The sequence below is a fragment of the Terrihalobacillus insolitus genome (assembly GCF_028416575.1).
Lineage (GTDB): Bacteria > Bacillota > Bacilli > Bacillales > Amphibacillaceae > Terrihalobacillus > Terrihalobacillus insolitus.
The window spans coordinates 1-14,265 of the sequence record NZ_JAMQKB010000020.1; the positions used below are offsets into that span (position 1 = coordinate 1).

13 protein-coding genes are annotated in these 14,265 nt (G+C 37.4%); 7 read left to right on the top strand and 6 right to left on the bottom strand.

Annotation, left to right across the window (positions count from 1 at the left end):
- Nucleotides 1-127 precede the first annotated feature (127 nt).
- From NC797_RS14620 to ligD, 3 genes are all read left to right on the top strand, one after another.
- A complete protein-coding gene (locus NC797_RS14620; protein WP_334313223.1) occupies nt 128-679 on the top strand; it encodes a S8 family serine peptidase in 552 nt (183 codons plus the stop codon).
- A gap of 646 nt (nt 680-1,325) precedes the next feature.
- On the top strand, nt 1,326-2,273 hold the full coding sequence (locus NC797_RS14625; RefSeq protein ID WP_272437551.1) for an ATP-dependent DNA ligase: 948 nt from the start codon (nt 1,326-1,328) through the stop codon (nt 2,271-2,273).
- A gap of 12 nt (nt 2,274-2,285) precedes the next feature.
- Nucleotides 2,286-3,533, top strand: a complete 1,248-nt coding sequence (gene ligD / locus NC797_RS14630; protein ID WP_272437552.1) for a DNA ligase D — start codon at nt 2,286-2,288, stop codon at nt 3,531-3,533.
- 108 nt (nt 3,534-3,641) lie between these two features.
- Here the strand turns inward: ligD and NC797_RS14635 are convergent, their stop codons facing one another.
- Both NC797_RS14635 and NC797_RS14640 read right to left on the bottom strand, forming a co-directional pair.
- On the bottom strand, nt 3,642-4,883 hold the full coding sequence (locus NC797_RS14635; RefSeq protein ID WP_272437553.1) for an aminopeptidase: 1,242 nt from the start codon (nt 4,881-4,883) through the stop codon (nt 3,642-3,644).
- 159 nt (nt 4,884-5,042) lie between these two features.
- Nucleotides 5,043-5,492, bottom strand: a complete 450-nt coding sequence (locus NC797_RS14640; protein WP_272437554.1) for an OsmC family protein — start codon at nt 5,490-5,492, stop codon at nt 5,043-5,045.
- Between the two features lie 288 nt (nt 5,493-5,780).
- On the opposite strand from NC797_RS14640, the gene NC797_RS14645 reads away from it, so the two are divergent.
- Entirely contained in the window at nt 5,781-6,818 is a 1,038-nt protein-coding gene (locus NC797_RS14645; RefSeq protein ID WP_272437555.1) for a glutathione S-transferase family protein, read from the top strand.
- 7 nt (nt 6,819-6,825) lie between these two features.
- On the top strand, nt 6,826-7,326 hold the full coding sequence (locus NC797_RS14650; protein WP_272437556.1) for a GNAT family N-acetyltransferase: 501 nt from the start codon (nt 6,826-6,828) through the stop codon (nt 7,324-7,326).
- A 127-nt stretch (nt 7,327-7,453) separates the two neighbouring features.
- Here the strand turns inward: NC797_RS14650 and NC797_RS14655 are convergent, their stop codons facing one another.
- Nucleotides 7,454-9,178 carry a phospho-sugar mutase gene (locus NC797_RS14655; RefSeq protein WP_272437557.1) on the bottom strand — a complete coding sequence of 575 codons (1,725 nt, stop codon included), beginning with the start codon at nt 9,176-9,178 and terminating at the stop codon, nt 7,454-7,456.
- Nucleotides 9,179-9,418: 240 nt separating this feature from the next.
- On the opposite strand from NC797_RS14655, the gene NC797_RS14660 reads away from it, so the two are divergent.
- Nucleotides 9,419-10,504, top strand: a complete 1,086-nt coding sequence (locus NC797_RS14660) for an AI-2E family transporter (protein WP_272437558.1) — start codon at nt 9,419-9,421, stop codon at nt 10,502-10,504.
- Between the two features lie 189 nt (nt 10,505-10,693).
- On the opposite strand, the gene NC797_RS14665 is transcribed toward NC797_RS14660, so the two are convergent.
- The 3 genes from NC797_RS14665 to NC797_RS14675 are packed head-to-tail and all read right to left on the bottom strand — an operon-like array spanning nt 10,694 to nt 13,717.
- The gene (locus NC797_RS14665) at nt 10,694-11,800 is read right to left on the bottom strand and encodes a DctP family TRAP transporter solute-binding subunit (protein WP_272437559.1); all 1,107 of its coding nucleotides are present in this window, start codon (nt 11,798-11,800) and stop codon (nt 10,694-10,696) included.
- A 33-nt stretch (nt 11,801-11,833) separates the two neighbouring features.
- Nucleotides 11,834-13,111: a TRAP transporter large permease gene (locus NC797_RS14670; RefSeq protein WP_272437560.1), complete on the bottom strand. Its 1,278-nt coding sequence runs from the start codon at nt 13,109-13,111 to the stop codon at nt 11,834-11,836.
- A gap of 54 nt (nt 13,112-13,165) precedes the next feature.
- Nucleotides 13,166-13,717 carry a TRAP transporter small permease gene (locus tag NC797_RS14675; protein WP_272437561.1) on the bottom strand — a complete coding sequence of 184 codons (552 nt, stop codon included), beginning with the start codon at nt 13,715-13,717 and terminating at the stop codon, nt 13,166-13,168.
- A gap of 331 nt (nt 13,718-14,048) precedes the next feature.
- Here NC797_RS14675 and NC797_RS14680 point away from each other — a divergent pair, with 331 nt between their 5' ends.
- Nucleotides 14,049-14,231: an SE1832 family protein gene (locus NC797_RS14680; RefSeq protein ID WP_272437562.1), complete on the top strand. Its 183-nt coding sequence runs from the start codon at nt 14,049-14,051 to the stop codon at nt 14,229-14,231.
- The last annotated feature ends 34 nt before the right edge of the window (nt 14,232-14,265 follow it).

Below are 14,265 nucleotides of genomic sequence, written 5' to 3' on the forward strand. Positions count from 1 at the left end.
CCCGCAGAGGCTCAAAGTCAAGTGACAAGTTGCACGCGCTAGCTTCAAACAAAGTGCTAAAACTTAGAGAGCTATAAACAAGTTTATGTTCCTTTAAAAAATTGTTCAGTTTAGTGTTGACATACCAATTGCAGGTATTGAATGGTCATCTGCAAATAATTTGGATATCCTTAACATGAGTTTTTCGGGTGGAACAAGCTCTCGTACTTTAGAGAGAGCTTTGGATAACGCGTATAATTCAGGAGTCCTACTTGTAGGCGCCGCAGGAAATACAGGATATGATAGAAAGGGAACAATTGGTTATCCAGCTAAATATGATTCCGTAATAGCGGTTGGTGCTGTAAATCAATTTAATGAACGAGCAGCTTTTTCTAGTGTTGGCCGAGAATTAGAAATCATGGCACCAGGAGTGGGCATCCAAAGTACAGTACCAGGCGGATATGCTATGAACAACGGAACATCAATGGCGTCTCCGCATGTAACAGGAGTAGCTTCATTAGTTTTAGAAGCACAACCAGAGTTAAACAATATTCAAATCAGAAGTGCTCTAAATGACACAGCTACCAATTTAGGAGATTCATTTAATTATGGGAATGGGTTAGTGAATGCTCAGTCAGCAGTAAACTTTAATGAAAGTATAGTTACCCAAGGCAAAGGCGGGAACGGAAAAAAGAAATAACATATTCAATCTAATCTTTTGATTAGAAACTAAATACACGCACCCAATTTTAGGTGCGTGTTTTTAATATCGTCACTACTGCTTCACTTGCATTATTTTAGCACTTCCGATTTATCTAATGTCTCTTGTGTTCCACAAGCAGTAAAAACAAATATAAACGTAAATAGTAATACGGGTATTCTTATCATAATTTTTCTCCTTTCTAGTTGCTGATTGATTGGTTCTTGAAGTATTTAAAATAAATTTCATTTGCAATCAGGCTTACCTTAAATACATATGTGAAATTTATAAAATATCTGGTTAGTCTTTTTCTTTAAATGAAATGTGCTCCAATTTAAGTTATTCAAAGTTTACTTCATTAAAAAGCCAAATAACTCGTATTTATGTTCAGTAAAGTGGCAGAATAGAAATGGGTATAGCATATATAAATTCCTTGTTAGACAATCTTTTAAGAGGATGTTCAAAAAGTCACCAAATGATAAGCTACGCATCTCTTTGTTGGCTCGTTCTTCCGGTCCTCATGTAGGGAAAGCCTACACTGCGGTCCTCAGAAGCATCGCCGCCTCGACCTGCTTGCTTCTAATTTGCCGACTTTTTGAACACGCACTTTAAGGAATTAAAAATGATAATAAAAGGAGCTCGTATTATGAATTTAGACCCTATTATCCCTTTTGAACCTATTACTTCCGAAGAAATACCACAGGGTTCGGAATGGATTTCACAAATAAAATGGGATGGGGTTAGAATTCTAACTTACTTTAATGGACAAGATATTAAGCTTTACAATAGAAAACTTAACGAGCGTACAAATACTTATCCAGAATTAAAAAATATTAATTCGCTAACTTCTGCTAAGTCGTTTATCTTTGATGGTGAAGTAATCGCACTTGATCATAAAGGTAAACCATCTTTTCATGAAGTAATGAGACGTGACGGAATACGTCGTATGGAACGAGTAAATGATATTGCTAAAGAAGTTCCAGTTTACTATATGATTTTTGATATTATTTTTTTAAATGATGAATGGATTAACGAATATTCACTAAAGGATAGACTTGATTTACTTTTAAATAGTATAGAACCCAATAAACATGTACAAATTGTACCCTCTAATAGCGATGGCCACAGTTTGTTTGAGGTTGCCAAAAAACACGACCTAGAAGGAATTATCAGTAAAAACCTCAATAGTCGATACATTATAAAAGGTAAAAATTTAGATTGGAGAAAAATAAAGAATTACAAGGATCTTATTGCTGTAATTGGAGGAGTTACTTATCGGGGCGGCATTGTAAATTCAATGTTACTTGGACTTTATGATAACAATAATCAGTTCTTGTACATTGGGCATGTCGGAACAGGTAAGCTTACAAGGACTGAATGGGAAAATTTAACTAAATTAATGGAACCATTAAGAACAAATCATAAACCGTTTGCAAACCATCCTGAAAGAGTAAATAAAGTACAATGGCTTCAACCACTTTTAACAGTAAAAGTACAATATATTGAATGGCCAAAAGATCATTCACTAAGACAACCTAGTATTCAAGCGTTTGTAGACCATGATCCAAAAAATTGCAGACTGAGTGAATCATGAGGATGGATATGTATGCAGGAGGATAAAAATTTAAACAAATTATTCCCTAAAAACAAGAAAAAATACAGAGGTTTGTTCTTTATCTTAGGGTTGGAAACGCAAAACGAGCGTTTTTTGCTAGGTGTTATCAGAAAAAATACGATTGTTCAAATGGGTACTTTTTCTAAAGGACTTAATAAGAGCGAGAAAAAATCCCTAATGGAGGCTATTAGAAAACATGATAATAATACTAGTAACAAAACGATACGAACAGAACCCGGAATCTGTGTAGAAATTTACTTTAAAACAATAGAAGAAAACCAACTAATTGATCCAACATTTCATTCATTTCATTTGAAATTAAATTGGAAGGAATGTACTTGGGATAGATTAATACTAGACAATACCCAAGTTCAAATTACTCATCCAGATAAAATGATATGGGATCATCACAATATTAATAAAGAGAACTTTATTTCATACTTAATTCATATTTCACCTTTTATTTTGCCATTCTTAGAGAATAGAGCCTTAACAACAATACGTTATCCAAATGGAATCTACAATGAATCCTTTTATCAAAAAAACTGCCCAGATTATGCTCCGAATTTCATTAGAACAGCAGAGAAAGACGATATAAATTATATTATTTGTAATGACTTATCAACTTTGCTGTGGTTAGGAAACCAACTAGCAATTGAATATCATGTTCCTTTTCAAACAATCAATCGCGAAAACCCTTTAGAAATAGTTTTTGACTTAGATCCACCTGATAGAGATGCGTTTCATTTAGCGATCAAAGCAGCAACGGAAATGAAAAAAATATTTGATACATTTGAAATAGAAAGTTATCCGAAACTTTCAGGTAATAAAGGTATTCAAATACATATACCTATTAAAGATTCATCATTAACATATGACAAAACGAGAATATTTACGGAGTTCATTGCAAGATATCTAGTAGAAAGACACCCTCAGTATTTCACAATAGAACGACTAAAGAAAAACAGAGGAAATAAACTTTATATTGATTATGTTCAACACGCACAAGGAAAAACAATAATATGTCCATACTCTACTAGAGGCCGAGATAGACCAACTGTAGCTACCCCACTATATTGGGATGAAGTTAACAAAAACTTAAAAGTTGAAAAATATGATATACCCTTTGTTCTTAAACGCCTTACAACTCACGAATGCCCATTTCATGATTTCTTCGAGCAGGATAACTCTAATTTAATTGATATTATTGGTTCTTTAGAAGAAAAAAGCACTAGTTGAGCATGTCATGGCAAAATTTGAACATAGCAGCTTCCAAAATGGGTGCGAGAGCTGAAATATAGCAAAAAGCCAAAACGCACGAAAAATGATTTGGCTTTTTGCTATTCGTTATTGAAACGACATTGCCCAGTTTCCTTGCCGGAAAATCGGCTCTGTTCGTCCATCCTTCGTAATACCATCTATATCTAGGTCTGCCGAACCGACCATAAAGTCTTCGTGAACGAAGCTGTCATTGACACCGTGCTGGTTCATTTCCTCTTCACTCATAGTTGGTCCATTTTTTATATTAGTTGGATACGCTTTTCCAAGTGCTAAGTGACAGGAAGCATTTTCGTCAAATAGTGTATTATAGAAAATAATATTAGACTGAGAAATTGGTGACTCGTGTGGTACTAATGCTACTTCTCCGAGTCTGCGAGCGCCTTCATCAGTGTCTAGCAAGTGCTTGAGTGTTTCCTCTCCCTTTTCAGCTTTGAAGTCAACTACTTTTCCTTCTTTAAAAGTTAAAGTGAAATTTTCAATTAAATTACCGCCATAGTTCAGTGGCTTTGTACTAACCACTGTCCCGTTCACACCATATTTATGAGGCATCGTGAACACTTCTTCGGTTGGCAAATTTGGGTTGAACTCCACTCCTGATTCAGACACCGCTGATCCCCCATGCCAAATGTGGTGATCGGGAAGCTCGATCGTTAAATCTGTTCCAGGCCCTTTATAAACTAGCTTTTTGTATTGTTTTTCGTTTAAATACTCTCTAGCAACACGAAGCGTTTCGTTATGTCTGGCCCATGCTGATACAGGGTCTTCTTGATCCACTCTGGTCGTACTATAAATCTTTTCCCACAGCTTTTGTTTTGCGTCATCTTTATCAAGATCTGGAAAAACTTTTTGAGCCCATGAAGTCTCTGGATAACCGATCACTGACCAGCAAACTTTATCGTTCATCACATAGTTCCGATAGTCACTTAATGCTTGCCCACTAGCTTTGTTGGATGCAGCAACACGCTCTGCAGCAATATCTTTTAACAAGTCAGGGTTCGGTCCATAAATGGAGAGAAGCGCATAACCATCCTTTACCATTTCAACCAATCCATCTGCCTTCCATTTCGGAAAGTTCTTTAAAACATCTAACGGTGCATGCTTCATTTTTAAATAGGTTAATCCCTCATCATTCCACTCTATATGTACATTTTTCGCACCTAACGCATAAGCTTCCTCGGCAATCATTCGAACAAAATCAACCGCTTCGACTGGAGCGTTTATGATTAGTCCTTGATCTTTTTGCAAATTCACACCCATTTGGACAGCTAATTTCGAATATTTTACTAATTGTTCTTTTTGGTTCGTCATTCTACCTTCCCCTTTTCCTTTTCTATATGATTATTTCATAAAAAGACCCGTAAAGTGCGTGTTCACTTGGTTTTCGATCCCGTATGCGTTCTCATCGCCTTGATGCACAGCTTATCATTTGTTTTGTTAAACATCCTCTTAAAGACAGAGAAACAAAACCTATGTTTGGACAGTTATGTTCGGCACTAGCTCGAGCTCAACATTTCCTTGTATTGCACGTGAAATCATACAATTCTTCTCAGCCTTATCAACCAGTAATTTCAATTTTCTCTTGTCTGCATCTGTTGCTCCCTTTTTCAAGGTGATTGTTGGTCGATGAATCAGTTTATTGTATGTAAATACGCCTCTTGTAACATCAACGACCCCTTCTGAATTGAGGTTCATTTCGAGTAAAGGCAAATCTGCTCGTTCGATCATTGCCGCCAACGTGATGATATAGCAGGTAGCAGCAGCTCCAAGCAACATTTCATCTGGGTTTGTACCTTCTCCTGGTCCATCCATTTCTCGCGGAATCGAAATAGTCGTTTGTAAATTGTCAGCATGTATCGTACCTACATTGTTTCTTCCTCCTGGCCATTCCGCTTTTAAATGAAAATGATGTTCGGCCATCTTTTAACCTCCTCGATACGTTCATTATTTCGTAGAAGAGCTTTTATTTCAAACAACTCTTTTTTGGATGACATCTGCTAATCTCTCTTTCGATTAAATTGTACTTGTACGTGATTGTCAACTTTCATTATAAGTGATTATAACGAACAGTACCAATAGTCGCGCTTATTTCCAAGTGCAGAATAATGAAAACCATATCTCACAAATTCCCTAGTTCAAACAAATTAGTAAATCAATTTTCTTAAAGATGCTATAATACAAGACAAATCAGAAAGGGAGGTTGTTCCCATGCCGCACAATGATCAGCAAGCAAGCTGTCAAATTGATTTTGATAAAAAAGATCAGGTAAAAAAGCCCGAGGAAATCAGTAAGGACGGATCCTTTAATCGTCAAAGAAACAGATTCACCACACCGTTTGGAAATAAACCAGAAGAGCTGCCAGTAGAATCGGGACGGTATCGCCTCCTGTGGTCAGCAGCATGTCCATGGGCCCATCGCTCGGTAATTGTGAGAAAAGTGCTTGGATTAGAAGAGGCGATTAGTTTAGGAACAGCTAGTCCGATGCGCCCACGGTTGGAGCACGTTGACTGGGAATTCTCGTTAGATGAGCATGGCGTAGATCCAATATTAGGAAATCGCTATATGAGTGAAATTTACAAAAATGCAGACCCTGAATATACTGGTCGACCAACCGTTCCAGTAATGGTTGACACGGTGAACAAACAAGCGGTAAATAATGACTACTTCAAATTAACAAATTATTTTGAAACGGTTTGGTCACCTTTTCATAAAGAAAATGCTCCAGATTTATACCCAGAGCATTTACGCGATGAGATTGACGCTTTAAGCGAAGTCATTTTTCATGATGTGAACAATGGGGTTTATAAATGTGGGTTTGCACATTCTCAAGAAGCATATGAACAGGCATATGACATATTATTTGCAAGACTAGATGCGTTAGAAGAACGTCTTTCAACGCAACGCTTCTTGTTTGGTGATTATATTACAGACTCCGATGTTCGTTTATATACTACCTTGGCACGCTTTGATGCTGCTTATTACTCAGCGTTTAAAACGAACCGAAATCTAATTCGTCAATTTCCTCATTTGTGGGGCTATGCCCGTGATTTATATCAAACACCAGGGTTTGGCGATACAACTAATTTTGATGCGATCAAAAGACACTATCATTTATCCATAACGATTAATCCTGACAAAGATGAGGTCAAAATCTTGCCTAAAGGACCTGATGTGTCAGACTGGGAAACAGCCCATAATCGACAACATTTAAGCAATAAAGAAGACAAATTTTTGATCCAGGGGTAGATTCAGAATGAACATACGTGATGCAAAGAAAAATGAATTAGACTTCATTCGAGAACAGAGAGTAAACGCTTATAGCGAGTACGCTCAAGTGATAAATACAGAGCATTGGCAAGCATTGAGACAAGCAATTTATTCAGAAGCGGATATTCATCCAGGCGTAGAACGAATGGTTGCTGAGATCGATGGGAAAATCGTAGGTAGTGTTGCTTTGTTTCCTTCTAATTCGGATGCTTATGAAGGGTATGTCGAAGAACTCGATTATCCTGAAATAAGAATGTTGGCTGTAACACCAGAGGCCCGAGGGCAAGGGGTAGCATCTGCCTTAATTGATGAATGTATTCGACGTGCGAAATCAAATGGCTACCATTCTATTGGTTTACACACCGCAGATTTTATGAAAAGCGCGATCAAACTATATGGGCGAATGGGTTTTGAGCGTTTACCACAATATGATTTTGAGCCTGCAAATGATGGTATTATTGTGAAAGCATTTAAACTTTCTTTTTAGATGATGTTAAAAAAGTCACCAAATGATAAGCTGCGCATCTCTTCGTTGAATGATAAAAAGGGTAGAATGACGGAATTCTACCCTTTTTGTTATTGGACTGTTTTCAGTTAGGATCAAGAACTCGATATTAGACACTTTTGTTTATTTTTTGGGTCATGTCTTCTTTTAATTGTTGGAGCAAACTGTTGCTTTCGTCCATGGAACCGCTTGAAACACCAAAGTAACACTTGATCTTTGGTTCTGTACCAGAAGGACGTAAGCAGACCCAGCTATTATTTGTAAGTAAAAATTTCACGACGTTTTCAGTTGGTAATTCTATTTTTTCTTTTGACCCTGTAGCCATTGCTGTTCGCTCGCTTGTTGCGTAATCTTCCACATACACCACAGGCAGGCCACCAATTTGCGTCACTTCATTTTCCCGGATATCTGCCATCATTTTTGCTATTTTTTCGGCGCCATCTTTCCCTTTTAATGTCAGAGATGTCATATCTTCAAGATAATATCCATGCCTCTCATACAATGTGTGAAGTGCTTCGATTAATGTTTTCCCTTTTGCTTTCCAAAAACTCGTCATTTCACATGCAACCATTGCCGCTTGTACTGCATCCTTGTCTCGCACAAAGTCACCGATTAAATAGCCATAGCTTTCCTCATAACCAAATAAGAATTGTTCCTTTGTTGTTTCAAATTCTTTTATTTTTTCTCCAATAAATTTAAAACCTGTCAGAGTATCAATGGTACCAACACCATAATGGGAGGCCACAGCTCGACCCATTTCTGTTGTGACAATTGTCTTAATTAACCTACCATTATCGAGTAGCTCTTGGCTTGATTGTGATAACAAATAATCAAGCATAAGCGTTCCCAATTGGTTACCTGATAGCACTGTATATGCATTTTTTCCATCCTTTACCGCTACACCTAATCGATCTGAATCAGGATCTGTCGCAATCAGTATATCGGCATCCACCCTTTTTCCTTGCTCGATTGCCATTTTAAATGCCTGGTGCTCTTCCGGGTTTGGGGAAGACACCGTAGAAAATTCTGGATCAGGGTTCGCTTGATCCTCCACAACGTGTACATGGTTAAAGCCCAGTTGTGTAAGGCCGTCCATTACTGGGTGAAATGAAGTTCCATGTAATGGTGTGAACACAATCGTTATTGGTTCAAAGCGATTACTACCATGTTGATAACGCGAAATGCTCTTTAACGATTTAAGGTAGGCTTGATCGACCTCTTCCCCGATCCAATTGAGTAAACCATTCTGTTCTACCTTAACCTGCTCGTTTACAGGAACACACAATTCATCTTTGATCGCTTGTACACTCTTAATAATTTGCGCTGCTTCACTTGGTGTAATTTGTCCACCATCCTCATTATATACTTTAAATCCATTGTATTCTGGTGGATTATGACTAGCAGTAATCATCACGCCTGCCACTGCACCTAAATGTCTAACGGCAAAGGATAATATTGGTGTTGGTCTTAATGATTCGAATACATAGGATGTAATACCGAATGCACCTAATACTTTTGCAGTTTCAATCGCAAACTCCTTTGACATATATCTTGAATCGTAGGCTACTGCTATTCCTCGAGTTTCCACATCTTCACTATTTGCCTTCAAATAATTCACAAGTCCATTCACTGCTTTTCGAACAGTGTAAATGTTCATGCGGTTTGTTCCTGGACCAAGTGTACCGCGCATTCCACCGGTTCCAAATGTTAACTCTTTATAGAATGCATCTTCCAACTCGATTTTTGAGGAGCCCATTTCTTCCAACTGTTTTTTTAAAGTTGGATCCATCCCTTGATACGAATCCCATTTCTCATATGTAGTTCTCCACGTCATACTTTATCCTCCTATGTGCCAATTACGCTTCTAGACAGATTCTACCATATTTCTACACGAACTTCTATTTCTACATTTGAAATACACTAAAAATATTGATGGGTTGTACCAGAATGAAGTTTTAGAAGATACTTTGATGGGCATAATGTAAAATAGATTCTAAATACTAGTAGGAAAATCTAGGATAAAATACTATACTAGAAGTAATAGAAAATCATTCAATGTCGGAGGTTGTTTGTTTTGTTTGAAAAACGCTGGTTCCAAACGCTTGTAGCTTTTATATTAGTCTTTTTACTTATTCTATTAATTTCCTATGCAGACTTTGTGTTTGAACCGATCCGTGATTATCTTATTGCTGTTGCAGTTCCGTTTGTTGGAGCAGGGGTTCTTTATTATTTAACGAAGCCTGTTGTTTCACTACTAGAAAAATTTAAATTCCCAAAAATTTTGGCCATTATTTCCGTATTCCTATTAATCTTGTTTGTCCTATATCTTTTCACAGTCTTTATTGTTCCAGTGGCACAATCACAGATTGAAAAGTTAATTGATAATACACCGAAAATGGTAGATACAGTCCAAGATATCATTATTTATTGGCAAAGCGATCAAAATATTCTTCCGGCACAGGTTGAATCTACAATTGAAAATCTAACAAATAATTTACAAACTTATATCGAAGGTTTGACAACTTTTATATTTGACTTTGTCGGCCAATTGTTTGGCTTCCTTTTCGCTGTTGTACTTGTTCCGTTCTTTTTATTTTTTATGCTAAAGGACGGAGAGAAATTTGTTCCTTTTATCACGCAATTTATGAGCCATAACAAATCGGAAAGTTTTCGTAGGTTAATGGGGAATATCAATCATACGCTAACCGCTTATATTCAAGGGCAACTTATTGTTAGCTTCTGTGTAGGGGTTCTACTGTATATAGGTTACCAAATCATTGGGTTAGATTATGTGCTGACCCTATCGTTATTTGCAATGCTTACCAATATTATTCCTTTTATCGGTCCTTTTTTGGCTGTCATTCCTGCCGTTCTTGTCGCTTTCTTCCAGGATCCATTTATGGTTGTTTACGTACTAATCGTTATGGTAGCAGCCCAACAGTTAGAAGGCAACTTGATTTCTCCTAACATTATGGGAAAGGCATTAGAACTTCATCCTTTAACGATTATTACACTCGTACTATCTGCTGGTAGTATTGCAGGCTTTCTCGGTCTATTGTTCGTTATTCCTGCATATGCCGTTATAAAGACAATCATTTCCCACTTCTACCACGAGTGGAAAAAGAAACAACCTGCTGATGAACAGGATCTTATACATTGAGCTACGCCTCACTTCCAGATTTCACAAATAAACGGACAAATCACCATTGTGATTTGTCCGTTTATTTTAAAATGGTTTTAGGGTTTTAGACCCCCACCTCTAAGCGAAGCGTAGGTGGGAACTTCCAATCAGGTGGAGTCGAGACTCCATCTGATTCCCCGATGTTTCAGCTTGCTGAAACGAGTTCGCTTACTCAGTTGCTGCTTTAATTTCTTCTTCTAGTTTGTCTAAAATTTCCCCGTTCACTGTGGAAACTTCTTCTCGATAAAAGTCACGAACAGGAAGCGCTTTTTCTTTAAATGCTTGACGCTGTTCTTCTGTTAATTCAATAACCTCAGTTGGATTTTCTGTATCCTCTTTAATTATTTGTAGATATTTATCGTTTTGTTTTTTCTGTTCTTTAAATACCCAATCCTGCATTTCTGTTACCGTTTCATCGATCATGGACTTCACTTCATCTGATAGCCCGTTGTACCAATCGTTATTAACAGTTGTCATTGCGACATAATTATTATGATTGGAAATGGTCATGTAATCTTGCACCTCATTAAATGACGCATCTCCGATAAAGAAGATTGGATTTTCTTGGCCTTCTACTGTTCCGCGATCTAGTGCAGTATACAGTTCACTCCAGCTCATTGCAGTTGGTTCAGCCCCATATGCTTCATAGGACTTTTTCTGTAGCGGAGAAGTTTGTGTTCTCATTAAGAAATCCTCAAAGTCCGCAGGTGTTTTTAACGGCTTGTTACTCGTCCATTGTGTACCGCCTTCTGTCCAGAATGCAAGCGGCTTAATGCTTTTTTCTTCATACTTTGCAGCTAAATCTTTATTTAGTGCTTCACTTGTATTTAAGATTTCTTGTGTCTTTTTAACACTGTCTGGAAATAGAAACTGTAATGAGAAAATTTGTCCTTCCATTACCATGTTTCCTGTAAAGCCTGGTGACATAACAGCCATTTCCACTCCACCATTTTGCAGCAATTCTACTTGGTCAGATTCGCTTCCTAGACCACCGTATTCATATGGTTCTATGGTAATTTTTCCACCGGATTTTTCATCCATTCGTTTCGCAAACTCTGCGGCGTATTCGTACTGTACTTGTCCCTGAACTTCCTCTGTTACAAAGCGCCAAGTTTGTGCTTCAATACTAGATTCACCTTCTGCGGTTCCTTCTCCACCAGTATCGCCTTCCGTTTCTTCAGGCTCTTCGCCTCCTCCACCACATGCAGCTAGTAGAAAGCTTAATGCGAGTATTGAAATGAAACCAAATAAATGTTTTTTCTTAAAAATAATCATTACCCCCTAGAATTGTTTTTATCAATCTACTCGTTATGGCGTAAAGAACCGATAAGCGAGTGAGATGTCTTCAAATGCAATTAACAATATTGCAATTCCAACTAAAATAATAATGTATGGCGGTGTGCCTCGAATAACGTCCATATAGGACTTCTCAAATACAGCACTCGCCGTAAAGATGTCGACACCAAATGGTGGTGTTGCGGATCCTAGTGCAGCCTGGAACGTGATAATGATTCCAAGGTGGATTGGATCAATTCCTGCGTTGATTGCTACAGGATAAAATATCGGAGTCAATACTAATATGACAACAATTGGATCAACAAACATACATCCAATAAAGAAGAAGATGGTTACCATAATAAGGACAAAAGTAGCACTTGGGTCAGGGCCTAGTACTGCCTCTGTAACAATTTGCGGAATTCTTGCAAAGGAAATGAGCCATGTAAATGCCTGACCGCCAGCAACTAAAACAAATACTGCAGAGGTAACCAGTCCGGTAGACAATGCTATTCTTTGCAAATCTTTTACTTTAATAGAACGGTATATGATCACTTCTAAAATAAATGCATATAGTACAGATATGCCTGCAGCCTCTGTTGGACTGAAAACCCCAGCATAAATACCTCCAATGATAATTACTGGAAAGCCAAGAGGTAAAAGCGCTCGCCCTGTCATCTTAAATCTTTCATTCCATGGAACTCGATCAGCCAAAGGGATTTTCTTCACCCGTGCGTAGATATAACTATATAATGCCAAACTAAAAAAGACGAGCAATCCAGGAATGACACCTGCCATAAACAAATCACCCACGGATGTACCAGATACTAATGCATAGATAATCATACCGATACTTGGCGGAACAAGTAATGCAATATCACTTGCATTGATAATTAAAGCGATCGCACTAGAATCTTTATATCCTACCTTTAAAAGGCGTTCTCTCATCGGTTTTCCGATTGCTACAACTGTTGCTTGTGTAGATCCGGAAATAGCGCCAAATAAAGTACAGGCTGCAGCAGTTGTCACTGCATACCCACCTCGAATATGGCCTACAAATGCACCGATGAAGTCAAGTAAACGATTCGATGTTTTTCCTGTTGACATGATATCTGCAGCGAATATAAATAATGGCACTGCTAGTAGTACATAAGATTCAATCCCTGTTGCTAGTTGCTGCATCATCAACATAGGATCCAAATTGGGGAAGTAAATCAACATAACAATAAATGGTGCCACAATTAATGGTATCATCATCGGAAAGTTCAGCAGTAGTAAGACGACCATAATCGTCATTAACATCGTTACCATATTTTTTTCCTTTCTACTATGTATTTATATTCGTAGTAGTAATAGCACACTTTGTTACACGTGGATTTGTTCTTCAGGATTTTTTTCATCATTGTAATCCTTTAGGTCCGTTCCTAAATAAACTACTTCTTTTTCTTTAATGTTAACCCAGGCATTTCTAATATACTGGATTCCCCCCATGAAAAGTCCAATTGGAATAAAAATGGTCATATAAAAGGCCGGAACTTGTAGAGCAGACGTTACTTTACCACTCTCATAGACCGAATTAACGTACAGTGAAGAGTAATAAGCAAGTGTAAATAAAACAACTGCAGTTACTACAGGAATGAAAATGGCTAATGCTTTTCTTAACTTAAAAGGTGCTAGGTCAAAAAAAGCCGACATACTTATATGCCTCCCCTTTCGTGCAGCATAACTGATACCCATAAAGGTTGCAATGGTCACAGCAAACCTACTCACTTCAGCTGAAAAAGTCCAGCTTGATCCCGTTAATGCACGACTGACTACATTTCCTACTACCATCAATGCAATTAATAAAATGGAGTAGCTTAAAATAAACTCCTCTAGTTTAAGTATAAATTTGTCAACTGCTCCTAAAATTTTCAACCTAACTTCCTCCTCATAGGTCGACCAACAACTATAACTCAGACTACTTTTCATATTACAGATTATTGGCATTATGTTCAAATTCTTTTTAGCGGTATTTTTCATAATAATTTACCAAATAGCTTGCCTCAGCTACTATGATTCAATCATCTTTATTTATATGTCCAAATACTCTAATTTATTAGTCAATACTCCAAATATTCTTATAATATTGCTTGAAACTGAATCTAAAGGCCTATAACTCTTTATTTCCACGTAGGAACGATTCCCTTCCTTGATCCTTTTTTTGTTGTTACAATATGATCTAACACTACTAGTTAGGAGCGATAGGATGACAAAGACAGAAATAGAAGACCGAATTAAGGAATTAAAAATGGACTATATACGGATTCAAAATGACTTAGACAAGCTTGAATCCGTTGGAGGGAATGTAACCAACGCTGAAAAACAACTCAAACAGCTAGAAACCGAGCTATCTGAATTAAATAAGGCATTAGCAAAAACATCAAAATGAATGCTGCATGAGTTCCATTTTTATGGAAAGCAAC